The following is a 21,355-nucleotide window of genomic DNA, read 5'->3' as shown; positions in this document are numbered from 1 at the left end:
AAGGTTTACATCCGCTTCCCGCGACACGCTGTCCGGACACCATTGCCAGATGATGTGAGTCAATCCGGCCGGGATAAAAGCAGTGCGGTTGAGTTCTACCTCCGAGAGCCTCCAGCAATGGGCGCCGGTTTATTAGGTAGTATGGGTATTTGACGTCATCACGGACAAGAGCCGTAGTGCAGCCTCACAAGAAGAGAGATACATTCAAGGCTATTGCAAAATCCCTTCGGAGCCTCTGTTGAATCGTTGAATGCTCCTTTCTGCACCTGCCGTGTTTTGGGGTGAAGGCTCCTGGCAAGCATTGGCATCGTTCACCAAACGCGGTGTTGGTGAAATACCGCTTGACGGCGAGCCGGAACGACGGTATCCCAGTGGCCATGAGCCAGTCTTCCACCACCATTGCCTATGGGTCGGTCGCGCTCGCGGCAGTTCTGTGGGGTGGTTCGATCGTGGCGCAGAAGATGGCCCTCGGCTCGTTCTCCGCTGTCGAAGCCTCGGTTCTTCGGGATATCGGAGGGCTGGCGATTCTTCTAGCCACTTGGTGGTCGAAAGAAAACGGCGCGATCAAAATCGGTCGCGCCGACGTTCGTTTGCTGGGCCTACTGGGGCTCGGCGTCTTAGGGAACCATCTGCTCATTCTCATGGGACTCAACTATGTCAGCGGGGCGGTCGGCGGTGTGATCATCGGATCGAGCCCCGTCGTGACTGCCCTGCTCTCGGCCATGTTGATTCGGGATGTGCCGTTGCGTGCAGTATGGGCCGGCGCGCTCCTGTCCTTCGCGGGTGTCGGATTGGTCTCCGTGGCAGGCTTTCAAGCGGCCGGGGAGCAACCGATGCTGGGTAGCGCGTTGGTCTTTCTTGGCGTCGTGAGTTGGGCGCTCTATAGTATCGGCAGCCGCGCCATCATGGAGAGGATTTCAGCATTGACCGTGAATTGGACCACTCTGATGGTCGCGACCGTCCTTCAAATTCCATTGCTGTGGACGGATCAAAAAATGATGCAGGCCGGGGCCGAATCGGTGACGACATCCGATTGGCTCGCGCTCGGTTATCTCATCATCTTTGCGACGGCGGTGGCGCAACAGGCCTGGTTGTTCGGCGTCAAAGGCATCGGTCCCTCACGGGCCTCGGTCTTGGGCAACCTGACGCCGGTCGCAGCCATCGGGCTATCGGCCTTGATCTTGGGAGAATCCGTCGGCCTCATTGAAATTATCGGCATCGGGCTCATCCTGGCCGGGGTGTGGGCGGTCAACCATCAAACGGCAGGGTCGAATACCTAAGCCTGTCAGGCCCAACCCTACCACCTGTCCATTCTCGATCCCGATCTTTATTTGGAGTATCATGCAGGGACCGCGCGGCAGATACGCTTGTTGTTGCGTAGGACAGCTGTCTCAATTACAGACGGCCATGCTTCTTCAGATCGCGGACTGCAATGAACAGTAACTATGCCCGAGCGCTGATTCCGCTGATCATGGCTGGGACGTTCATATTCGACGTGTTCATGCCATGGGGTTATGCGGTCTGGGTTGTTGGAAATGTCTTCGGCGTGTTGTTGGCCCTTTGGATCGAGTGGCCGATTGCTCCGTATGTTGTTGCGGCCGCGGGGACCGTTCTCGTGCAAATGGGACACGCATTGTCTCTTCCGGGCATCCCCCAAGACCTGGCCATCTTTAATCGAGTCGTGGGTGTAGTCCTCCTGTGGATTACGGCATGGCTCGTGGCGCGAGCGAGAAAAGCGAAACTCGATGATGCCACCAGGCGACTGGGTGCAATCGTGGAGAGCAGCAGCGATGCCATTCTGAGCGTAACCCCTGGCGGATTCGTGACCACGTGGAATGCCGGTGCGGAGCGTATCTTCGGGTATACCGCCACCGAGATGATCGGTCGGTCGATCCTCACGCTTATTCCGGCCCATCTCCATCGGGACAGGGCTTGGCTGCTGGCCACGGTGCGGGGAGCGCATGACATTCACACCTATTATGACGCAGTACGGTTGACGAAGGACGGCCGATGCATCGATGTGTCGGTCACATTATCGTCGCTCAAGGACGCTATGGGCCAGTTTGTGGGGGTGTCAAAAGTCATCCGCGATATCAGCGAACGGAAGAGAGCAGAGACACTCCTGCAACAGGCCCATGAAGCGCTGGAAATAAAGGTTCTAGAGCGAACGGCTGAATTGAGTAGCGCCAACCAGTCCTTGCAGAAGCTCTCCGGCCGGCTGATACAAGTGCAGGAAGAGGAAAGAAGCCGGCTAGCGCGCGATCTGCATGACGAAGTCGGGCAGTTGCTGACCGCACTGAAGATCGATTTGCAAGATATCCAGCATGGTGAGGTCGGGGAGGTCCGGTTCAGTTCTCTCACGGATAGCCTCGAGTTGGTGGACCGCCTGCTGACTCAAGTGCGGACCCTGGCGCTGGATTTGCGACCGTCGCTCCTTGACGATCTGGGGCTGGTGTCGGCGCTTCGCTGGTATGCGAACCGACAGGCGACGCGCAATGGATGGACCCTTTCGCTCTCTGTCGAGGGAATGGGCGGACGAGTCCCGGCTTCCATCGAGGTCACCTGCTTTCGGGTTGCTCAGGAGGCGTTGACGAACGTCGCAAAATACGCACGGGCCAAAGCGATCGATCTTACGTTGCGCCGGCAATATCAGGAAGTCATGCTTGTCATTCAAGACGATGGTGTGGGATTCGATGTCCCATCAGCCCGGCAACGGGCACAGGGGGAAAGCATCGGATTGCTCGGCATGGAAGAGCGTGTGCGGCTGGCCGGCGGCAGCTTTGTCATCTCGTCAGCGCCGGGCGAAGGGACCAGGATCGAACTGTGCTTTCCGCTCACAGAGCACGAGCAGGCCAAGCCGCATGCAACGGTTGAGGTCATATCGCCATGAGCCACCTCCGGATCCTTCTCGTGGAAGATCATGCATTGGTCAGGGCCGGTATGAAGGCGCTCATGCAAAAAATCGAGGGTATCGAGGTGGCCGCGGACATGGGGGATGGCTTGGAGGCAGTCAAGTATGTGCAGACGGCCGCCCCGGATCTCGTTCTAATGGATATTGCAATGCCCGGTTTGAATGGACTCGATGCCACTGCCCGGATCGTCAAAGAATCACCGACCACGCGTGTGATTTTGCTGTCGATGCACGCCAATGAAGAATATCTCCGACAGGCTTTGCAGGTAGGTGCTTCAGGCTATCTGTTGAAAGGCGCAGAATTGGCTGAACTTGAGTTGGCTCTCAAGACGGTCGCCAGGGGTGAGAGGTACCTGACCCCGGCTGTCGCGAAGTATGCCATCGAAGCCTACCGCGAAAAGTCTGAAGGACCGGGTGGTCCGCTGGCAAAACTGAGCATGCGCCAACGCGAAATTCTCCAGCTCATCGCGGAAGGGCAAACCACGAAAGAAATCGCTCACCGTCTGAACCTGAGCGTGAAAACCGTTGAAACCCACCGAAGCCAATTGATGGAGCGACTCGACATTCACGATGTGCCGGGACTCGTCCGTCTCGCGATGCGTGTCGGACTTATCCAACCGTACTCATAACCCTCTGTATTTCCTCCCCCCTGCGCGAGATCGCACTTCCCTCGGGGGACTTTCCGCTCTTCTTTCAGGGTTTCCCCGATACGCCTCTGGCTAAGCTTCTGGCAGGTTGTACGTCAGTACCAAGGCGCGCGTTATCCATCACCCGAGGAGAAAGAGCACTGATGAAACGCACGTTGCCGCTGCGCACGCTCCTTGTCGACGATAGCCCCGAGTTTCTCGGGCGGTTGGAAAAGTGGCTCGTCAGGCACCCTGGCTTTGAGATCGTGGGGAAAGCCTATACGGGGCTCGAAGCCGTCAAGGAGGTGAGCGTGCTTCGCCCGGACCTTGTGGTGATGGATGTGGCGATGCCGCTCATGAACGGATATGAGGCGACGGCGAGCATCAAAGAAGGTGCTCACCGACCGATGGTGATCCTGATTTCATTTTTCGACAGGCGAGAAATGGGTGAGGATGGTGATTCGAAAGCCGACGCGTTTCTCAAGAAGGACTCGCTGTATAGCGATTTGCTCCCCACCGTGGCTCGACTCTTTCCTCAACAGCGGAGGCAGACGGATCGCAATTCTTAGGCATAGTCGTGAACAGCTTGATCTCGCGATCTGCTACCTATTCCTCGACGATCTGTTACTTTCCGATATGGCAAAGCCGTAGGACGGGTCCGTGCCAGAGAAATGTCCTCGCAGCGCTCAACTCTCTTGCAGTATGATACTCCTCCACTGACTGAGAGGCGCGACCGTGTTGAAACAGCGTATCGACGCCGTCACGAAAGCCAACCAGAAATTCTACGATGCCTTTGAGAGTCTCGACATCGCCAAGATGGACGAGATCTGGGCCCATCAAGAATACGTTACCTGCATACACCCGGGCTGGACGATTCGTTCCGGATGGCCCGCCGTCCGCGATTCCTGGGTGCTGATCTTCAATAACACCTTCTCGATGAAGTTCGAGCTCACCGATGTGATGGTCCAAGTCGCAGGCGATATGGCCTGGATCATTTGTGTCGAGAATCTCACCACCCAACAGTCCGACGAACCGCAACAAGCCAAGGTCCTCGCGACCAACCTGTTCGAACTCATCGGCGATGAGTGGCTGCTGATCCATCACCACGGCTCTCCGGTTATGGGGTGAACGAGGCGAGGAATAACGAGCCTCACGTTTGTTCACGCCGCCGAGATGGTGAGGCGGCAGGGCAAGTGTTGATCAGAGAAAAAAGCGGGCGGTGCTCGCTCAATGCGCGCAGGAGAAAACTACACAACACCCCGCCTTATGAGAGGGCAAGGGATTAACAATGCTCGCCCAACGCGCGGTCTCGGAAGACCCTCAGCGGGCTAATGGCACGTCTTGGCGTGTCAGTGGCTTGGGGGTGGGTCGAAAAGCTGCGCGCAGTTTGGAGACCACCAGGTCTAGTGCGGTATGACAAAGGAAGTCCGCTTTCTGAAGGGATTCAAATAGCTTTGAATAGAATATCAGCACAATGATGTGATACCTGGTCTTCAAGGCATTCCTCATTCGGTCCGTCGAGCAAACACTTGACGATCTTGATCAACTCGTTCCACTCTTTGATGCCTACCGCCAGTTTTACGAGCAGCAGTCGGATGTCATTGTCGCCAGGCGATTCTTGACCGATCGTTTTACACGGAATGATCGGTTATGCTGATCGCTGACAATGGCGGTGGAGCGGCGATTCGCACAACTGTATCCATCCTTTTCTTCAATTCTCACCGCTCCGATATATGTGCTCAGCGACTTGTTTGTCATACCTGCAGTCAGACGGCGAGGGGCGGGAACTCTGTTGCTCAAGCTAGCGATTGAAACGGCTCGTGCCACCGGAGCGGTTCGTTTGGAATTGGCGATTGCGACCGCCAATGGTCCAGCACAAAGGCTTTATGAATCGTTAGGGTGGCAGCTGGACGATTTCTAGCAGTACGGCTTCTCGCTAGAGGAGAGTGGTGGGAATTAAAGCTTCGGTGCAGCAGCAGGCACGTCATCCGTACGGATGGTTTTCATCCATTCGGCGGCAATGGTGTCTCGTTCCTCCATCGTCATGCCGGCATAGGCGTGGAACATTTGAGTGCCGCGGCGACGGCGCCATGTGAGAAAACTGATGAAATGATCTTTGCAAATGGAACGCGTACCGGCCGGAGCATAGGGTCCTTCTAGGCAATCTGGCACACAGCAGTGACTATCCAACATGTTCGGTCCTCCTATGACCGTGCTCAGTATGCCGGTCGGCTGTACCGATTTTCAAGCCGATAACCCGTGTTGCTTGACCTCTTCACCAGCATAGGGTAGGAGTGCTCGATGCGCGTGGTCTTTCGATTTGCTGGCTGTTTGGCCCTAGTCTCTCTGATGATCGGGTGTGCGGCCTTGCCAGGTGAGAGCGTTCGATCCGGTAGTTCGTCTGATGCCAAGCCTTTCGTGGGTTCGGAATTCCTGCCTCAAGGTGTTGCAGTCGGCGATATCAGCGCGCAAAGGGCGTTGGTTTGGCTGCGCACGGACGGGCCTGCTTCGGTTCAGATCGAGTGGGCAACGGTCTCACGATGGGAACGGGCCTCGAAGCTTGCCTCGGTAATGGCTCCGGTGTCGAGAACGGCATCCGTCACGACGACCGCGGAGACGGATTATACCCTGATTATTCCACTAGAAGATTTGATCCCAGCAACACGCTATCGATATCATGTCTTGATCGGTTCTGCCGACCAGTCCGTCAGACAGCTCTCTACGACTCTTGCGGCCGTGGGCGAATTCACTACCTTGCCGGACGATAAGACCCACGCCATGGTGACGTTTGCCTGGAGCGGAGATCTCGGTGGCCAGAAGCGATGTCGTCAAGGCGCCGGCGGCTATCCGATCTTCGACATCATCCGTCGACAACATCCCGACTTCTTTCTGTTTCTCGGCGATACGATTTATAGCGACGATATTTGTCCCTCTCCGCCCAACGAGCCGGGTGCCGATTTCAAAGCGACCACGTTGCAGACCTATCGAGTGCGGCACCGCTATCAGCGCGGTGCCGAGGCACTCCAGCGATTTTTGAGGACGGTGCCGGTGTATGTGATCTGGGATGACCATGAAGTGAGAAACGATTTTGCCGGTCCGTATGACGAACAGATGCCGGCAGGCCGGCAGGCATTACGCGAATACTGGCCGATCGCTTCTCCGGAGGAGGATCCACATCGCATGTATCGGAGCGTTCGATACGGGGCCGATCTCGAACTGTTCATACTGGATACAAGGCAGTATCGCAGCCGGAACGAGGACAGAGATGGCCCATTCAAAACGATGCTGGGGGACGCGCAATTGAAATGGCTGCTCGATGGACTCCGCGCCTCTACGGCAACCTGGAAAGTCATCGCCACGTCCGTTCCACTGTCGGTCGAGAAAGTTGGACTGGGGAACGATGGGTGGGGAAGTGAGCCGACCGGCACCGGTTTTGGCAGGGAGCGGCAGGTGATTGTCGATGCCATTCTCGGGCAAAAGATCAAGAACGTTGTGTTTCTTGCCGGAGATGTGCATTGGGTCCAAGCCAACGCCTATGATCCTAATCAAGACGGGGTCATCGATTTTCATGAGTATATGGTAGGTCCTCTCTCGGCCAGACCGGGAAGGCTTACCGCTGCCAGCGATGAACTGCATCCCTTGCGACTGGTGAATGAGTCGGGGTATCAGAACTTTGGCCTGGTCCGTGTCACGAAGGATGTGTTCGAAGTGACGGTGGTGGATGAGGCGGGTACCAAGCGATTTTCTCACGTTGTGCCGGCTAGGCCGTAGGCAATCTTTCCGTCCAAGCCCCTTGCAATTGCGGCAGATGGCCGGTTACCGTACGGCTCCCGAGGTCATTTGTTAAGTCACTTCAACGATAGCAAGGAGCATATGCCATGTCAGGATTGATGTCCGCCGAAGATGTTTTCTCGAAAGCGGAAGCGGCGGCCGTAGCGGCGACCGGGCCGGATGAAAAGGCTCTGCAAATCGATTATGACGCATTGAGAGAGAAATTTCGCAAGGCATTGGGCGACCGAAAAGTCGCATTCTGTCACGTCAATAAGTTTTTACCCGAAGGGTACGAAGATCAAGGCCGGTTCAATTTTGTGCTGTTGACCGCAGGCAATGTGGTCTTCGACATCGTCATTGGTGATTCCTATTTCAGGTACGACGTTGTGTCGGTCGGTCAACTGGACAAGGTGCAGCTGATCGACGCGATGTGGGACAACCGAGAGAAGCGTCGGGAAGAGCCGTTCTTAAGCCTTCGCTTGATGCACGGTGAGGAAACACATTTGCTGTTGGCGCTTGACGACAATGAACGGGCGAGTCTGCTGAAGTTTGCCTCGGCGGTCACCGCGGCACGCAATCCGGAACGGTGAGCATTTGAACACCAAGAAGGCATATGTCACGATGGAGGCTCAAAAAGGACATATGATTTAGGCATCAGCTCACATGCTTACATCTCTCTGCTCACTCATTCCCAATCGACTACCCGTGATGTTCACATTTGTTGTATACGATGCTTCAGGCCGCCGGTGGTGACTATCTGCTTGGCTGGCAGCCGATGGACCGCGGCAACTTGATCACGCTCTCTAATAAAGACATATTGATTATTACCGAGACTATTGGTGGTCTTAATGTTGCTAAGCCGAAAGCCTCTCTCTCGAAGGAAATGAAACACTCTTTCAACCGTGGCAACTTCAAACGGCAAGCCTCCTAGCCAATCAAACCAATCGTGTGTGATGGACATGCCCCGTCGCTTCTTATACCCGACAAAAATGTTTTCCCTTCGTACAGCACAGACCCGTAGGGTGCGCATAAAGAAAACCGGAACGAAGACACACGAAATGAGGGTTTTCCCCAGCAAACCTGAACAATACATCCGCTTGACCATTTTCCAAAGCCGTGATCGTCGTCCTTGGTCATTGTATACCGCGATGCATAGCACGCCGTTGTCCTTGACTAACGAGGCCGCGTTCTCGATAGCAGTCCACATGTTCCCCGTATGATGAAGAACACCCCATGAATAAACGATATCGAAGCGCTTTAGTGACTTGAGGAAGTTGTTATCTAAAATGGAACCTTCCTCGATAGTCCAATTGGGATCGTTAGGAAAGTACCGGGCGCGGAGTTCTTGAGCACAGGCGACGGAGGCGGGATCATAGTCGAATGAATGAATCCGGGCACCAAGGTTGCGAGCGGCCAATGAAAACAAGCCACTTCCGGAGCCGATATCTAAGAGATATTTGTTGTTCAGATCATCAATTCTCAACATATCTTTTATTGAATCCTCGGCGATTGCAATTCTTTCATCCGTTAAGGTAAGCAAGAAGCTCTGCCAGTTTTTGCCAAATTCAAAACGCTCTCCTTTTTTAATTTCCACATCAATCATATTCACGGTGTTCCTCCTTGGTAATGGTCCCATTGAGGCCTTGCCCATGGGAAGCCTCAAGGCCCATCTATATCTAATTGACGGTGTATTTATGTGAGTACATATCGCAGGCAATAGCCTGCACACGAAGTCATGAAATTCCCAATTTCGTAGAGTTGTGTAACTGATGTGAAGATGGGTGCAATTTTAGGACCGGGGTTCTCCGCTTGAGACTTCAAAAGGAACCTCGGTATATGCTTCTTTGTTTGGGACCAACTACTAAGCAGTTTGGAACTGGATTTCTGGTGAACCATTAACCTGCATCATTCCATTTCTCACAGGGACAGATGTGGTGGAGGGTAGTGCCTGTCTCTATCTCGGCCCCGACCAGCGGTCTTGGGGATTTTCATACTTCATAGCCCCAGATACGATTGTAAAAGTGCCTTCCTCTTGCAAGAGCGTGGAACTCCACTGACTTGAAGCATTCCTCTACCCTACTTGTATCCTCCCTATTCCCTCGAAAGCAGAATTACCAAGAAAATCCTCTCATGATACACAGAAAAAACACCTGGTAACGCAAGGTATCGAGCAGTTTGAACCACAGCTTTACGGAGGAACCCTATGTCTGACGCTTCACGTGTGTCTGAACTCCATATCGCGCCAGATTGTTCCGTCGATCATACGATACTTGATCACATCGCTCTCCGGCCCAGTCTTAATGTCGAAAGCACCAATATGGATGGCGAGACAGTGCTCTTGGATCTGAGTACCGGCCGGTACTATACCTTGAACCGGTTAGGAGGCGTTATTTGGGAGCAGTGTACTGGTCACAATACAATCAGCGACATCCATGCGGTCCTCTGTGACCGTTTTGAGGTCGCTCCCGAACGGGCCCTCGACGAACTCGTCACCTTGGTCAACCAGTTGATTCAGGAAGGGCTACTTCAACAGGAAAGGAGGTGAAACAGCATGAAGGCACAACAGAAAGAGTCATATGTCCAGCCGACTCTTGTCAAGCACGAACTATTGCGGGATATCACCGCAACCCGTTCGGGCTACGGCAATGGCAAAGGCCATGGGCATGGATATGGTAACTGGGGCAATTGGGGTAACTGGGGCAATTGGGGCCGTCACTAAAATTTGATAGGCCGGGAGCTGGCTGTTTCGTGAGAAGCAGCCAGTCTACCTCCCAACCCATGTCGAGTCGTGAATGGAGATTATCGATTCGAGGAGAAGCATGACGAGTTGTGCAGTCAACCAGCCCATAACCGAATATATCTTCTCTCTTTACGGTACATCGGTGCGATATGTCACGACATCTCCATTCCTTGCCGCGCCAGGAAATGAATTGCTGAAACACTTTCGGCGAGACTCGCTCGATGAATCCGCCTCCCTCACCTTGTGGTTTCATGCTGTCCAGAACCGAGCTGATATTCCACTGATCAAGTCGTCGTCAGCACATCGACTATCTTCAGGAACGGGCGCAGAGTCTGGAGATCGCCGTGAGACAGGTTTGCCGTATGAGGTATTTCATGACAGCGGGCGTTTAATAGCGGACTTTCCCCACGTCGGAGTTCTGGTGATAGACGGCAAGCAACATAAAGCCGACGGCTATTTGATCAAGCCCGAGATTATGCCGGAGGGTTTGATCGAGTATTTGTTTCATCTGGCCTTGATCGAACTGTTGCGACGCGAAGGACTCTATACTATTCATGCAACCGCATTGGAAAAGCATGGCCGGGCCGTCTTGATTCCTGGAAATAGCGGCCGCGGTAAGACGACATCGTTTATCTCGCTGCTTCGATCAGGCTATCGCTATCTTTCCGATGATCATCCATTGCTCAGAGACGCTGGAACACATGTCGATATTTTGCCCTTTCCGATCAAGATCAATGTAACCGAAGAGACGATCGCGTTTTTTCCTGAACTCAGAAGTGCGCCGGATCACATACTTCGTCCCGGCTTCCCCAAGCGAGCCTTCTATGCGGAAGAGCTCTATCCAACATCGATGGGTCAGCATTGTCGTCCCGGTCTCGTATTGTTTCCACATGTGATCGACGCCTCACATAGCCATCTTGAACGTCTTCCCAAGAGTCGAGCATTGGAAATGCTCCTGCCACAGGCATTGCTGGTTTATGACGCTGACGTAGCAAGGCGAGAATTTCACGTCTTAACCAAAATAGTCCAACAGGTGGATTGTTATCGCCTGCACTTTGGCCGTGACATCCTTGATCTTCCGAGACTAATCACTCCACTTCTTGAGCAAACAACATGATAAAAATATGCCATGCCACTGAGGCAGTTCCGTTGCTGCCGGAATCGGAACTTCTGGTTTGGTGCGCTCGCACGGTCGTACCCAATAAGCTCAAAGCCTGTATCCGGCAGCGAGCGCAGGAATCGCTTGACTGGCCCGTTCTTCTTAATATGGCGCGGAGTCATGGCGTCGTCCCGCTGCTATATAGAAATCTATCCACTATCGCATCAGATTTCGTGCCTACAGAAGCATTGATTCGGCTACGCCAACTGACCCAGGCGAGTGCGTTGCTCAACCAATCGCTTGCCCAAGAACTTGTTGTCTTATGTAAAGCGTTTACCGCAGGTGGAGTTCCCGTCATCCCCATCAAGGGAGCAACTTTAGCAGTGTTGGCGTACGGTGATCTGTCCCTTCGCGATTTTACCGATCTTGACCTTCTTATCCCTGAAGCCTCCATTGTGGAAGCACAGAATATCTTATTGGTTCATGGCTATGAGAGGAAAACCTCTGCGGAAGAGCCTAGTGAAAGGAACCAGGAAGAAGGCCCACATCATGTGTATATCAAGAAGCGTGGGCTCTCTCGAGTTGATCTGCAGTGGGTGATGGCAGATCGACACTTTGCATTCCGGTTAGATCGTTCTGAAGTCTGGCGGCGAAGGATACCTGTGGCTTTTGAGAACCACACAATTGAAGGCTTGGCACCAGAAGATCTCTTAATTGTCCTGTGCGTGCACGGGTCGAAGCATGCGTGGGAACATCTCAAATGGGTGTGTGACGTAGCTGAATTACTTCACGCGCATCCTGTTCTGGATTGGAAGCAATGTTTTGCGAGTGCCTCGGATTGGCGCTGTCGACGCATGCTCTCCATGGGCTTGTTTCTCGCTCATCGCCTACTGGATGCTCCTCTCCCTCAAATAGTACTGGAGCGACTCAAGGAAGATTCAGATGTACAATCTCTGTCGCGTCGTATGCCGGCTAGCTTACTGGCAAACAGCCAAGATGGAATAAGCGAGGAGCAGGCTACAGTTCTCTACTTCGCTCTGAAAGATTCATGGTGGGAGCGTTGGTGTTTTGGTCTGATGCTCTGTCGAGCCCATAGCCATCTCGCCACAACTCCCCCACCGTGGTTTCGATGGCGCACTTCGCTGCGGCGCCTCGCGAACATCATTATTCCAGCGCATCGAGTATTGAAGTTCCTGCTTTCACCCGCAATCCGCAGTGCTGTCAATCGCTGGGTTCCACACGTTGGCTAAATATCCTTGGATAGACGTTGATCGCATTGAGCTTTGCGACAATGAACGTATCATGACTGCACGATTGGAAAAGTATTGGACCGTACTCCACGTCGGTTTGGTCGTACTATGGATTCGTCTCTCACTGCGATTCAAGAGTTTGCCGCTGGTGCTCGAACAACTGAACACTCTTTCAGCGACGAGGGAATGCGATGACACCGTGATGAGAAGCCTAGTCGGCTATGTGGATCGTTGGCTCCGGCTGTTTCCCTATAATAAAAAAGGAAATTGTTTTCCCCGATCATTGACGCTTTATTGGTTCGCTCGGCAATTAGGATATCCGGTTTGTTTTCATTGTGGAGTGCGAAAGGAAGCGTCGCGTCTCGATGGCCACGCATGGCTCACATTGAACTCCCAGGTATTTTACGAGCCAGGCAAGCAGTGGCAGTCTTTCACCGTCACGTTTTCCTATCCTTGCGGGCAGACACCCGGCCTGAATCAAGTCCAAGCCAGCCATCAGTAAATGCGAAGGGCTTCAAGACCTGGCGAGTGTGGTCACACGATGAGGCGATTGCTTATGAAAGCCAGCAAGAAGCACATAGGCTCCTTTCTTGCGACGGTCCGCCGTGCGCTCTCGCTCGTTTGCGGAAGTAATCGGAGTCTAGCTGTCGCCAGTATCGTGGTGCGCGTGGTCCAGGGGCTCCTTCCGCTGATGGTGTTATACCTTACGAAGCTGTTGATCGATACCGTGATCGAAGTGCTGAAGACCCCAATGGACGACTCGTCGTTGACGCGCATACTCACAATCCTTGGAGGCATAGCCGGTGTCGCGGCGGTTACGGCCATGTTGACCACCGTAGGGGATTTGATTTCCAGAATTCAGGCTCAAATCGTCACCGACCACATGTATGCGCTCCTTCAAGCCAAATCCGTAGAAGTCGATCTTGAGTATTATGAGAATCCGCACTATCAAGATACGCTGCACCGCGCACAGCAAGAGGCTCCTTATCGTCCGACGGCTATTCTCAATGCCTTGCTTCAGTTTGGTCAGAGCACCATTTCATTGATCGCCATGGGGGCGGTTCTCTGGTGGCTGCATTGGGGCGTGATTCCAATCCTGATACTGGCGGCGATCCCTTATTTTGCCGTCCGCTTACAGCAATCCAACCGGTTATTTGTTTGGGAACGCGAGCGGACGCCGCTTGAGCGGAAGGCTTGGTACGTCCATATGCTTCTGACACAAGCCATTGCCGCGAAAGAAGTCAGGTTGTTCGACTTGGGCCCTCGGCTCAGGCAATGGTTCCTAGATGCGCGCTCGACGCTCTGTCGAGAACGAATCGCGTTGGAACGGCGCTGGGCGCTCTCGGCGTCTGTGGCGCAACTGATCGGAATCACAGGCATATTCGGGGTCTACAGCTTTGTCGTAATGCGAACCCTTCATGGACAATACACTGTGGGCGACCTTGTCATTTGTTTTCAGGCTGTGCAGAGAGCGTCGGGATTCTTAGAGAGTGTCGGGCGGAGCGTGGCGGAACTCTACGAAAGCAATCTGTTCCTTACTACCTTGGATGAATTCTTGGGGATCCAATCGCGTTTGCCCACACCAGTGCGTCCCAAAACGTTTCCTTGCCCAATGGGACAGGGGATTGTGTTCGATCATGTGTCATTCCAATATCCACATGAAGAACGGGTGGCCATCAGGAATCTCACCTTTTCGATCAAAGCGGGCGAGCATGTCGCATTTGTCGGAGCCAATGGCGCTGGGAAGACAACGTTGGTGAAGCTTCTGTGCCGTCTCTACGATCCCTCCGGGGGGCGCATCACGATCGATGGGACAGATCTTCGTGACTACGCCATTGTTGATGTGCGTAGCGCCGTCAGCGGGATTTTTCAGGACTTTGTGAAGTTTCAGCTATCGGCAAAAGACAATATTGCTTTGGGTGTAAAGGCCTCTGGCGCTGAACAGTCCGCCATCGCCCAGGCGGCAAGGCAAGCCGGAGTTCATGAGACGATCGAGCGCTTGTCGAATGGGTACGAATCATTGCTGGGTAAGCTGTTTGAGGGTGGTCATGAACTGAGTATCGGTGAATGGCAGAAAGTAGCACTTGCCAGAGCCATTCTTCGAGACTCACAAATCCTTGTTCTAGATGAGCCCACCAGCGCGATGGATGCCAAGGCAGAAGCAGAGCTGTTCGAGCGGTTTCATGACCTTGCACGGGGTCGTACGGCGATCTTAATCAGCCATCGGCTGTCCACCGTCAAAATGGCGGATAGAATCTTTGTCGTGAATGAAGGACAAATCGTAGAGCAAGGGACGCATGATGAATTGATGGCGCAGCAGGGCCTCTACACCAGCCTTTTTGTTACCCAAGCCCAGTATTACCAGTAGCTGCTATCTTACGAATCGACTTGTTTACTTCAACGAAGCGGCGGGGAGATCCGTGCTTTGAACAGCGTCCCCAGCTACATGGAATTTCTTGCCGTCAGGCGAAAAGGCCTCAGCGCCTATCTTCGCCGTTGTGTTTATCGTATCGCCAAGGTTCAATGGCTCTTGCCATTCGCCTTTGGCGATTCCGGTAGGAAATCAACATATCATGTCCTCCCGCGATCCCATATCTGGACGCGTACCAGTAATGACTTCCCCGCCTGCTGAGATAAACCACATAATTCAGGATTACGAGTGGCACAGCTCCTTAATTTAGGCAAGCCTCCTGAGAGCCAGGTAGAGCGGCGGACCCATGAGAGGGAATCGGCGCAGCAAGGAGAAGCCAGGTGATTGATTAAGGGTGTGTCGAAGTTTTCGCTCATCGTGCTTATTTTAAAGAGATACGGTTCTTCAAGCGGATCTCGTGAAGATAGAGACCCTGTATCCTGAAGGATGCAGAGATGTATCCAAAGGTGCGTAGGGGGTAATCCGACGGGAAACCGATCAGCCTGTGCAGGAGGATGGGGGTGTAGGGGGCACTAAAACTCTCCTGCGTTCACTTCTCTGACACGCTCCGCTGGAATGCGGAGTGCGGCTAGGAGGTAGTCTTTGAATTGGTCACTGTACGGTTGGACGGTGATGGCTCGTTGCATGCAGAGCAGCCAGGCATCGCGTTCTTCGTACCCGATGGGAAACTGCGTGTGAAAACTTGGGATACTGATCGGTCCATAGTGCTGCTGAAACAGTTTGGGACCTCCAAGCCAGCCGCATAAGAAATAAGTCAGCTTTTTTCGCGATTCAGTTAAATCCCCTGGATGCATGTTTCTGATGATCTCGGCTTCCGGCAGGGAATCCATGTTGAGGTAGAATTCGTCTACCAAGCGCGTTATTCCCGCAAGTTCCCCCGCTTCCTGATACGGAGTGGTTTGAATGCCGTCTTTCTGTTCATCAGCAGACATATGTCTTCGCGAGGTCTGGTGTTATTGCTTGGCGTAGAAGGGCATGGTCTGAACGGTGGCTGGATGTCTGCTGCCTTCGATTTCCACGGCCAGTTCCGTCCCAGGTTGACTAAAATCGCGCAGAGGAAATCCGAAAGCAATGGTCTTGTTGAGCTGAGGAGAACGGACGGCGCTGCTGATCCACCCCACCTCGCGATCACCGCTGTATAGTTTGGACCTATGCGGCGGAACGACTGCATCTAAAAGGACCAACCCTACCAACTTGCGACGCACGTTGCCGTAGGTGTCCATGCGTGCAACGACTTCTTGTCCCGGATAGCACCCTTTGTTCAAACTGAAAGCCTTTCCCTCAAGATTGGCTTCAGGCGGGACAATCTCTTCGTTCAAATCTGGTCCGGCCTTCGGAAGGCCCGCTTCGATGCGCAAGACTTCCCGCGCGTGGCTTCCAATGGCTTTCATGCCGAACTTATCGCCGGCCTGTAGGGCACTTGTCCAGGCGGACAGGAGACTATCCGCAGGGAGCAGCACCTCGATATCAACCTCTCCCGTTTCTTCTGTGCGTAATACCAGGGCATGATGTCCGCCTATCTGTGCTGTGACAAAATCGACTGGCTTTAAATCCGTGACGTCCACACCGAACGCGGACTGGATCACATGCGTAGCCTTCGGTCCGCTGATCAACAGCAGCCCCCAGCTCTCTGCACAGTTTTCCACCTTGGCTTTGGTCCCGTAGAGCAGGAATTTACGTAGGGCCTGAAACGTGGTTTCCCCGATTTCGCCGACATCTTCCAGCATGACGGCTTCCGTCTGCACGTACAGGCGGAAGTACGTGAGCATCTTGCCTTTGTGAGTCAACAGGCTGGAATAGCGGCCTTGCCCTGGTTGGAGAGGAAGGATGTCGTTGCTGATCACGCTTTGCAACCACTTCAGACGGTCCTCGCCGGTGACCCGAAGCTTGCCACGATGGGAGAGATCGGCTATTCCCACTGCCTCGCGGACGGCACGATGTTCGGCCGTGACATCGCCGTAGTGGGCCGGTATTTCCCAGCCGGTGACTTCCTCGAACGTCGCTCCGAGCTGGGCATGTTGCTCGTGAAGCCGGGATCGTTTCATTGAGAATCCGTGAGAGATGAACCGTGAGATGTGAGGCGAGCGCCTGACGCGAGCAATTCTTCCACCAACTCCCTCGTGCGGGCTGAAAACTCATTGCGGGAGACGATCTTCGTCACACCAAGCTTTCTCGCCAGGTTCCAGGTATCGACTTCTTCATGGTTGGCAAAGGCCAGCGTCGGAATGTTCGTTAACCGCGGATCGGTTTTCAGTTTTTCCAATGCTTGAAAGGCGTCAAGGGTCAAGTCGTTCATATTGAAGAGGATCATCCCTGGGTTAGCTGAAAGGGCCTTGTCGACGATATCCTGTTGTGTACGTGCTTTTTCGAGCTGGTATTCCGGTTGGCGTAATGCGTCTCGGACTTTGGTGTAGAAGAAAAGATCCGTAATGGCGACAAGCACCATTTTTGGATTGGTTTGCGTGGCTTGGTTCATGTGCGATTATTTTGTGTGAAGCCTTGAGTCTTCAGTTTTTAGTTTCGGGAACTAAACTTACCCTAAAAATCAAACTTCCCTTCCTAGTTTAGTGAACTGACCAAACGTCCGAGTGCTTTTCTGGCCAATCCGTAGTTTGGGTCCAGGGCCAGCGCTTTCTTATACGAATCGATGGCCTCCGTCCAGTTTCCTTTTCGCTCGTACACGCGACCAAGGTTGAGGTGCGGATAGGCCGGACTCTCGTAACGCTTGGCATGTATCGCCTTCTGAAACCAGGGGATGGCCTCTTCGAATTCCCCCTTCTCGATCAGATAGGCGCCGATATCATTGTACGGGTTGCCGAAGTCCGGATCCTGCTCGATGGCCTTGTGACATTCCTCGATTGCCTCGTCAATCCGTCCCATCCAACTATAGGTCCACCCCAGGAACGTGTAGGCTTCCGCCGTGGGATGAGTGGCAAGCGATTTCTTGTAAAGGTTGACGGCCTCTTCCAGTTCCCGTTTCATCTGTTGTTCATAGGCCTGCTGAAAGAGATCCCACGCCTGGCGCTTGTCTTCCTCGCGTCCTTCGCCTTGGATTAAAAAATCCTGAATATCCATGGTCAGTCAGCTGAAAAAGGCCTTCAGCTTCGTTCTCGGTCGTGCGAACTCCTCAAGGTATTGAAAAGTACGCCTCCGGGTCCGCGCCCCCTGTGGCCTTGCGGGATGACTTTTTGATCAACCTGCAGGCTATCAACGTATCGTCTGTCTCTCGTTACTCCTGTTTCAATCTCTTCCTAATCAATTCCGCTCCATATCGTCCGGATAGCAGCATCGAGCCGAAGGCAGGGCCCATTCTTGGAGTGCCATAGACGGCGGCGACAGCCAATCCGATGACGAAGCAATGGGGATATACTTCTCCGGTACGATTCATGACCTCTTCTTCAGATCGCGCGACCCACATGGCGCCGTTTCCCGGGACTTTATTATACAAGTTCCGCTTGTGAAGAAGCTCGACCAGGACTGCGTCGTGGCCGGTGGCATCAACTACGATTTTGCTCTCAAGGGCGATGGGATCGACGTGGATGATATCATGACCGGCCATTTCGACGGTGGTGCTGTTGACGACGACTCCCTCCAGGAGGCCGTCATTGCGCAGGATCAAATCGACCACTCGTGTCAGGTTCATGATCTTGGCGCCGGCATTGTACGCGGCAGCTATCAGGGCCCCTGTGGCGTGCGGTGGATCGACCATATACATTCCATCGCACTCTTTGATCCTCTTGCAAGGCACCCCGATCTCTTCGAGAATTTCATTCGCCGGATCGCAGATCGTCGCCTTGTTCATGAGATACCCGCCGGACCAAAATCCACCGCCGAGAGCCAGGCTTTGCTCGATGAGGAGTGTGCGAAATCCCATCGCGGCCAAGTCACGGGCACAAATCAGCCCTGACGGTCCCGCACCGACGATGATGACGTCGTTTTCGATCAGCTGATCAAATTCTTTATAGTATTCCCGGGCGATCTGCCGGGTGATATCTCGTTCTCGTAACGGTGCAGGTCTCGGTTTAGCCATGGGGCGCTCCTACCGGTAAATTTCCGAACCGGTTTTCTTGAACTCTTCTGCTTTCTCTTTCATGCCGATCTGAATCGCGTGTTGCTCATCGACTTTGAGCTGCGCGGCGTAATCTCGGACGTCTTGCGTGATTTTCATGGAGCAAAAATGTGGCCCGCACATCGAACAAAAATGCGAGACCTTGGCGGCGTTGTCAGGGAGCGTTTCGTCATGAAACTGCTGGGCCGTTTCCGGATCAAGGGAGAGGTTGAATTGATCTTCCCAACGGAACTCGAAGCGGGCTTTCGACAAAGCATTGTCCCTCGTTTGAGCGCCGGGATGACCTTTGGCCAGATCGGCCGCGTGCGCCGCAATTTTATAGGTGATGACGCCCGTCTTGACGTCCTCGCGAGTCGGCAAGCCTAAATGCTCCTTGGGGGTGACGTAGCATAGCATGGCGCAGCCGTACCAGCCGATCATGGCAGCGCCGATGCCCGATGTGATGTGGTCGTACCCAGGGGCGATATCGGTCGTAAGCGGTCCCAGTGTATAGAACGGCGCCTCATGGCAGGCTTCGAGCTGCTTTTCCATGTTGGCTTGGATCATGTGCATGGGCACATGGCCAGGTCCTTCGATCATGACCTGCACATCATGCCGCCATGCGATCTTGGTGAGCTCGCCTAATGTCTCGAGCTCGGCGAACTGCGCTTCGTCATTGGCATCCGCGATCGATCCCGGTCGGAGCCCGTCGCCCAGACTGAAAGCGACATCGTAGGCCTTCATGATTTCACAGATTTCTTCGAAGTGCGTGTAGGCGAAGTTTTCTTGGTGGTGAGCGAGACACCATTTCGCATGGATCGAACCGCCGCGCGACACAATGCCGGTCATTCGCTTTGCGGTCATCGGCACATAGGCAAGGCGCACGCCGGCGTGAATCGTGAAGTAATCGACGCCCTGTTCCGCCTGTTCGATCAGCGTATCGCGAAAAACCTCCCACGTCAGGTCTTCCGCCTTGCCGTTCACTTTTTCGAGTGCTTGATAAATCGGCACCGTTCCGATCGGCACCGGTGAATTGCGGATGATCCACTCGCGCGTTTCGTGAATGTTTTTGCCCGTCGATAAGTCCATCACAGTGTCGGCGCCCCAGCGAGTCGACCAGATCATTTTCTCGACTTCCTCTTCTATGGAGGAGGCGACGGCGGAATTGCCGATGTTGGAATTGATCTTCACGAGAAAGTTGCGGCCGATGATCATCGGCTCGCTTTCCGGATGGTTGATGTTCGACGGGATGATCGCGCGGCCCCGGGCGACTTCGTCGCGCACGAACTCGGGTGTGATCACCCGAGGAATGTTGGCCCCCCAGGCAAACCCCGGATGCTGTTTCACGCCACCTCCATGGCCGTTCTGGGATGCAGCCTCCGATTCGATTTGGCGCGATTGATTCTCACGAATGGCGATAAATTCCATTTCCGGTGTGACGATGCCTTTTCGCGCATAGTGCAGTTGAGTTACGTTTCTGCCAGGCTTCGCCCGCAAGGGTTCACGGATGTGTTGAAAACGAAGCTCGGCCAACTTCGGATCGGCTGCACGGACGCGGCCGTAAGTGGAGCTTACCTGCGGAAGCTCCTCAACATCCTGTCGGCTGAGCACCCAGGAGCGTCGCAATGGCGTAAGTCCCTTCCGGACGTCGATCGTGACAGCGGAATCAGTATAAGGACCCGAGGTATCATAGACGATAATAGGAGCATTGTGTGATCTCGCCCCATTCGTTCCTTTAGTCTGGGTCAAGCTAATTTCTCGCATCGGGACGCGGACCCCAGGCAGCGTCCCATTTACATAGACTTTACCCGATGCCGGAAAGGGCGTCGTGGTCAATGGAGAGGTCGGGATCCCATTACCGTTAGCCGATCCATTTGCATTTGTCGGGATGCTCATAAAGAGATCCTTTCATGGTTGGTCGATATGCAGAGGTGAAGGTTTGATGCGACATTCTGGCAATAAAAAAGCCGCTTTCCCCAGTGGAGGAAACACGGCTGAACCCTCACAAGATCCGCTGTCGTCCGGCTTCCCTACGCTGGTATTACCCAGGTCAGGTTGTGAGGGTCGTCCGATAGTCGGACTCTCAGCCTCAAGGCCCCCCTAGCTATTGGTGTCGATCGTATTCCTCGGAGAGGAGCCAAGTCAATCGGCTATTAGACCCATTCCGTCTACTATCCTTTGGTGCGACCGACTAGGGCTTTTCCTCGCAGGGCTATTCGTTGATTGTGAGGGGAGGCTATCGTAGAATGAATTCCCTTACAGTGGAGGAGTATTGTGACGGCTACTGAGATATTAGCGAGGCCAATCACCGAGTACCAGACGCAGTCGGCGGAGGAATTATACCGCCGGACAGCGGCAGCGAAGAGCGCGCTCGGTGAACGGGTGATGATCCTGGGCCATAATTACCAGCGAGACGAAGTCATCCAGCATGCCGATTTTCGCGGCGACTCGCTTTTGTTGGCGAAGTTGGCCGCCGAAC

At 53.9% G+C, this 21,355-nt stretch carries 23 protein-coding genes and 1 riboswitch; of the genes, 15 read left to right on the top strand and 8 right to left on the bottom strand.

Going from position 1 to position 21,355, the window contains the following annotated elements; genetic code table 11:
* Positions 1-329: 329 nt before the first annotated feature.
* The 6 genes from ACOSYY_RS06010 to ACOSYY_RS05985 all read left to right on the top strand — a co-directional run bounded on the left by ACOSYY_RS06010 (position 330) and on the right by ACOSYY_RS05985 (position 5,458).
* Entirely contained in the window at positions 330-1,280 is a 951-nt protein-coding gene (locus ACOSYY_RS06010) for a DMT family transporter (protein WP_421661358.1), read from the top strand.
* 152 nt (positions 1,281-1,432) lie between these two features.
* Entirely contained in the window at positions 1,433-2,890 is a 1,458-nt protein-coding gene (locus ACOSYY_RS06005; protein ID WP_421661357.1) for a PAS domain-containing sensor histidine kinase, read from the top strand.
* Positions 2,887-3,540 (top strand): response regulator, encoded by a 654-nt coding sequence (locus ACOSYY_RS06000; protein ID WP_421661356.1) that lies wholly within the window; start codon positions 2,887-2,889, stop codon positions 3,538-3,540. The genes ACOSYY_RS06005 and ACOSYY_RS06000 overlap by 4 nt, the downstream gene beginning before the upstream one ends.
* A gap of 161 nt (positions 3,541-3,701) precedes the next feature.
* Positions 3,702-4,106, top strand: a complete 405-nt coding sequence (locus ACOSYY_RS05995) for a response regulator transcription factor (RefSeq protein WP_421661355.1) — start codon at positions 3,702-3,704, stop codon at positions 4,104-4,106.
* 166 nt (positions 4,107-4,272) lie between these two features.
* Entirely contained in the window at positions 4,273-4,665 is a 393-nt protein-coding gene (locus ACOSYY_RS05990; protein WP_421661354.1) for a nuclear transport factor 2 family protein, read from the top strand.
* Between the two features lie 538 nt (positions 4,666-5,203).
* Positions 5,204-5,458 (top strand): GNAT family N-acetyltransferase, encoded by a 255-nt coding sequence (locus ACOSYY_RS05985; protein WP_421661353.1) that lies wholly within the window; start codon positions 5,204-5,206, stop codon positions 5,456-5,458.
* Positions 5,459-5,493: 35 nt separating this feature from the next.
* Here the strand turns inward: ACOSYY_RS05985 and ACOSYY_RS05980 are convergent, their stop codons facing one another.
* Positions 5,494-5,730: a hypothetical protein gene (locus ACOSYY_RS05980; RefSeq protein ID WP_421661352.1), complete on the bottom strand. Its 237-nt coding sequence runs from the start codon at positions 5,728-5,730 to the stop codon at positions 5,494-5,496.
* A gap of 108 nt (positions 5,731-5,838) precedes the next feature.
* On the opposite strand from ACOSYY_RS05980, the gene ACOSYY_RS05975 reads away from it, so the two are divergent.
* Together ACOSYY_RS05975 and ACOSYY_RS05970 are read left to right on the top strand one after the other, a co-directional pair.
* Positions 5,839-7,308, top strand: a complete 1,470-nt coding sequence (locus ACOSYY_RS05975) for an alkaline phosphatase D family protein (protein WP_421661351.1) — start codon at positions 5,839-5,841, stop codon at positions 7,306-7,308.
* A 107-nt stretch (positions 7,309-7,415) separates the two neighbouring features.
* Entirely contained in the window at positions 7,416-7,898 is a 483-nt protein-coding gene (locus ACOSYY_RS05970; protein WP_421661350.1) for a hypothetical protein, read from the top strand.
* 122 nt (positions 7,899-8,020) lie between these two features.
* Here the strand turns inward: ACOSYY_RS05970 and ACOSYY_RS05965 are convergent, their stop codons facing one another.
* On the bottom strand, positions 8,021-8,911 hold the full coding sequence (locus tag ACOSYY_RS05965) for a class I SAM-dependent methyltransferase (RefSeq protein ID WP_421661363.1): 891 nt from the start codon (positions 8,909-8,911) through the stop codon (positions 8,021-8,023).
* Positions 8,912-9,511: 600 nt separating this feature from the next.
* On the opposite strand from ACOSYY_RS05965, the gene ACOSYY_RS05960 reads away from it, so the two are divergent.
* The 6 genes from ACOSYY_RS05960 to ACOSYY_RS05935 all read left to right on the top strand — a co-directional run bounded on the left by ACOSYY_RS05960 (position 9,512) and on the right by ACOSYY_RS05935 (position 14,765).
* Positions 9,512-9,853, top strand: a complete 342-nt coding sequence (locus ACOSYY_RS05960) for a PqqD family protein (RefSeq protein ID WP_421661349.1) — start codon at positions 9,512-9,514, stop codon at positions 9,851-9,853.
* A gap of 6 nt (positions 9,854-9,859) precedes the next feature.
* On the top strand, positions 9,860-10,027 hold the full coding sequence (locus ACOSYY_RS05955; protein ID WP_421661348.1) for a hypothetical protein: 168 nt from the start codon (positions 9,860-9,862) through the stop codon (positions 10,025-10,027).
* A 100-nt stretch (positions 10,028-10,127) separates the two neighbouring features.
* Positions 10,128-11,165, top strand: coding sequence for a hypothetical protein (locus tag ACOSYY_RS05950; RefSeq protein WP_421661347.1), 1,038 nt, complete (start codon positions 10,128-10,130; stop codon positions 11,163-11,165).
* Entirely contained in the window at positions 11,162-12,397 is a 1,236-nt protein-coding gene (locus tag ACOSYY_RS05945) for a nucleotidyltransferase domain-containing protein (RefSeq protein WP_421661346.1), read from the top strand. Before ACOSYY_RS05950 ends, ACOSYY_RS05945 begins: the two co-directional genes overlap by 4 nt.
* A 52-nt stretch (positions 12,398-12,449) precedes the next feature.
* Positions 12,450-12,899 (top strand): lasso peptide biosynthesis B2 protein, encoded by a 450-nt coding sequence (locus ACOSYY_RS05940; protein ID WP_421661345.1) that lies wholly within the window; start codon positions 12,450-12,452, stop codon positions 12,897-12,899.
* Between the two features lie 54 nt (positions 12,900-12,953).
* Positions 12,954-14,765, top strand: coding sequence for an ABC transporter ATP-binding protein (locus ACOSYY_RS05935; RefSeq protein WP_421661344.1), 1,812 nt, complete (start codon positions 12,954-12,956; stop codon positions 14,763-14,765).
* 575 nt (positions 14,766-15,340) lie between these two features.
* Here the strand turns inward: ACOSYY_RS05935 and ACOSYY_RS05930 are convergent.
* From ACOSYY_RS05930 to thiC, 6 genes are all read right to left on the bottom strand, one after another.
* On the bottom strand, positions 15,341-15,760 hold the full coding sequence (locus tag ACOSYY_RS05930) for a group II truncated hemoglobin (RefSeq protein WP_421661343.1): 420 nt from the start codon (positions 15,758-15,760) through the stop codon (positions 15,341-15,343).
* 21 nt (positions 15,761-15,781) lie between these two features.
* Positions 15,782-16,873 carry a CAF17-like 4Fe-4S cluster assembly/insertion protein YgfZ gene (gene ygfZ / locus ACOSYY_RS05925; protein WP_421661342.1) on the bottom strand — a complete coding sequence of 364 codons (1,092 nt, stop codon included), beginning with the start codon at positions 16,871-16,873 and terminating at the stop codon, positions 15,782-15,784.
* Positions 16,870-17,304 (bottom strand): response regulator, encoded by a 435-nt coding sequence (locus ACOSYY_RS05920; protein WP_421661341.1) that lies wholly within the window; start codon positions 17,302-17,304, stop codon positions 16,870-16,872. Before ACOSYY_RS05920 ends, ygfZ begins: the two co-directional genes overlap by 4 nt.
* An 83-nt stretch (positions 17,305-17,387) precedes the next feature.
* Positions 17,388-17,903: a tetratricopeptide repeat protein gene (locus tag ACOSYY_RS05915; RefSeq protein ID WP_421661340.1), complete on the bottom strand. Its 516-nt coding sequence runs from the start codon at positions 17,901-17,903 to the stop codon at positions 17,388-17,390.
* Positions 17,904-18,057: 154 nt separating this feature from the next.
* Positions 18,058-18,858: a sulfide-dependent adenosine diphosphate thiazole synthase gene (locus ACOSYY_RS05910; RefSeq protein ID WP_421661339.1), complete on the bottom strand. Its 801-nt coding sequence runs from the start codon at positions 18,856-18,858 to the stop codon at positions 18,058-18,060.
* Positions 18,859-18,867: 9 nt separating this feature from the next.
* Positions 18,868-20,772 carry a phosphomethylpyrimidine synthase ThiC gene (gene thiC, locus ACOSYY_RS05905; protein ID WP_421661338.1) on the bottom strand — a complete coding sequence of 635 codons (1,905 nt, stop codon included), beginning with the start codon at positions 20,770-20,772 and terminating at the stop codon, positions 18,868-18,870.
* Positions 20,773-20,886: 114 nt separating this feature from the next.
* A riboswitch (TPP riboswitch) is annotated at positions 20,887-20,988 on the bottom strand.
* Between the two features lie 162 nt (positions 20,989-21,150).
* Between thiC and nadA the strand changes: the two genes are divergently transcribed.
* Positions 21,151-21,355 (top strand): quinolinate synthase NadA (nadA, locus tag ACOSYY_RS05900; protein ID WP_421661337.1); only part of this gene is annotated, 205 nt, incomplete at its 3' end.

Source organism: Nitrospira sp. BLG_2 (assembly GCF_049222245.1).
Note: the sequence above shows the minus strand (reverse complement) of the source record. Positions and strands in the feature narration are given on the sequence as shown.

Excerpts from the sequence above, each read along its gene's own strand:
- ACOSYY_RS06005 (WP_421661357.1), top strand. The coding sequence starts at position 1,433 with ATGAACAGTAACTATGCCCGAGCGCTGATTCCGCTGATCATGGCTGGG.
- ACOSYY_RS05995 (WP_421661355.1), top strand. The coding sequence starts at position 3,702 with ATGAAACGCACGTTGCCGCTGCGCACGCTCCTTGTCGACGATAGCCCC.
- ACOSYY_RS05985 (WP_421661353.1), top strand. The coding sequence starts at position 5,204 with ATGGCGGTGGAGCGGCGATTCGCACAACTGTATCCATCCTTTTCTTCA.
- ACOSYY_RS05970 (WP_421661350.1), top strand. The coding sequence starts at position 7,416 with ATGTCAGGATTGATGTCCGCCGAAGATGTTTTCTCGAAAGCGGAAGCG.
- ACOSYY_RS05955 (WP_421661348.1), top strand. The coding sequence starts at position 9,860 with ATGAAGGCACAACAGAAAGAGTCATATGTCCAGCCGACTCTTGTCAAG.
- ACOSYY_RS05935 (WP_421661344.1), top strand. The coding sequence starts at position 12,954 with ATGAAAGCCAGCAAGAAGCACATAGGCTCCTTTCTTGCGACGGTCCGC.
- ACOSYY_RS05960 (WP_421661349.1), top strand. The coding sequence starts at position 9,512 with ATGTCTGACGCTTCACGTGTGTCTGAACTCCATATCGCGCCAGATTGT.
- ACOSYY_RS05980 (WP_421661352.1), bottom strand. The coding sequence starts at position 5,730 with ATGTTGGATAGTCACTGCTGTGTGCCAGATTGCCTAGAAGGACCCTAT.
- ACOSYY_RS05940 (WP_421661345.1), top strand. The coding sequence starts at position 12,450 with ATGACTGCACGATTGGAAAAGTATTGGACCGTACTCCACGTCGGTTTG.
- ACOSYY_RS05930 (WP_421661343.1), bottom strand. The coding sequence starts at position 15,760 with ATGTCTGCTGATGAACAGAAAGACGGCATTCAAACCACTCCGTATCAG.
- ACOSYY_RS05965 (WP_421661363.1), bottom strand. The coding sequence starts at position 8,911 with ATGATTGATGTGGAAATTAAAAAAGGAGAGCGTTTTGAATTTGGCAAA.
- ygfZ (WP_421661342.1), bottom strand. The coding sequence starts at position 16,873 with ATGAAACGATCCCGGCTTCACGAGCAACATGCCCAGCTCGGAGCGACG.
- thiC (WP_421661338.1), bottom strand. The coding sequence starts at position 20,772 with ATGAGCATCCCGACAAATGCAAATGGATCGGCTAACGGTAATGGGATC.
- ACOSYY_RS05945 (WP_421661346.1), top strand. The coding sequence starts at position 11,162 with ATGATAAAAATATGCCATGCCACTGAGGCAGTTCCGTTGCTGCCGGAA.
- ACOSYY_RS05920 (WP_421661341.1), bottom strand. The coding sequence starts at position 17,304 with ATGAACCAAGCCACGCAAACCAATCCAAAAATGGTGCTTGTCGCCATT.
- ACOSYY_RS05950 (WP_421661347.1), top strand. The coding sequence starts at position 10,128 with ATGACGAGTTGTGCAGTCAACCAGCCCATAACCGAATATATCTTCTCT.
- ACOSYY_RS05975 (WP_421661351.1), top strand. The coding sequence starts at position 5,839 with ATGCGCGTGGTCTTTCGATTTGCTGGCTGTTTGGCCCTAGTCTCTCTG.
- ACOSYY_RS06000 (WP_421661356.1), top strand. The coding sequence starts at position 2,887 with ATGAGCCACCTCCGGATCCTTCTCGTGGAAGATCATGCATTGGTCAGG.
- ACOSYY_RS05915 (WP_421661340.1), bottom strand. The coding sequence starts at position 17,903 with ATGGATATTCAGGATTTTTTAATCCAAGGCGAAGGACGCGAGGAAGAC.
- ACOSYY_RS05910 (WP_421661339.1), bottom strand. The coding sequence starts at position 18,858 with ATGGCTAAACCGAGACCTGCACCGTTACGAGAACGAGATATCACCCGG.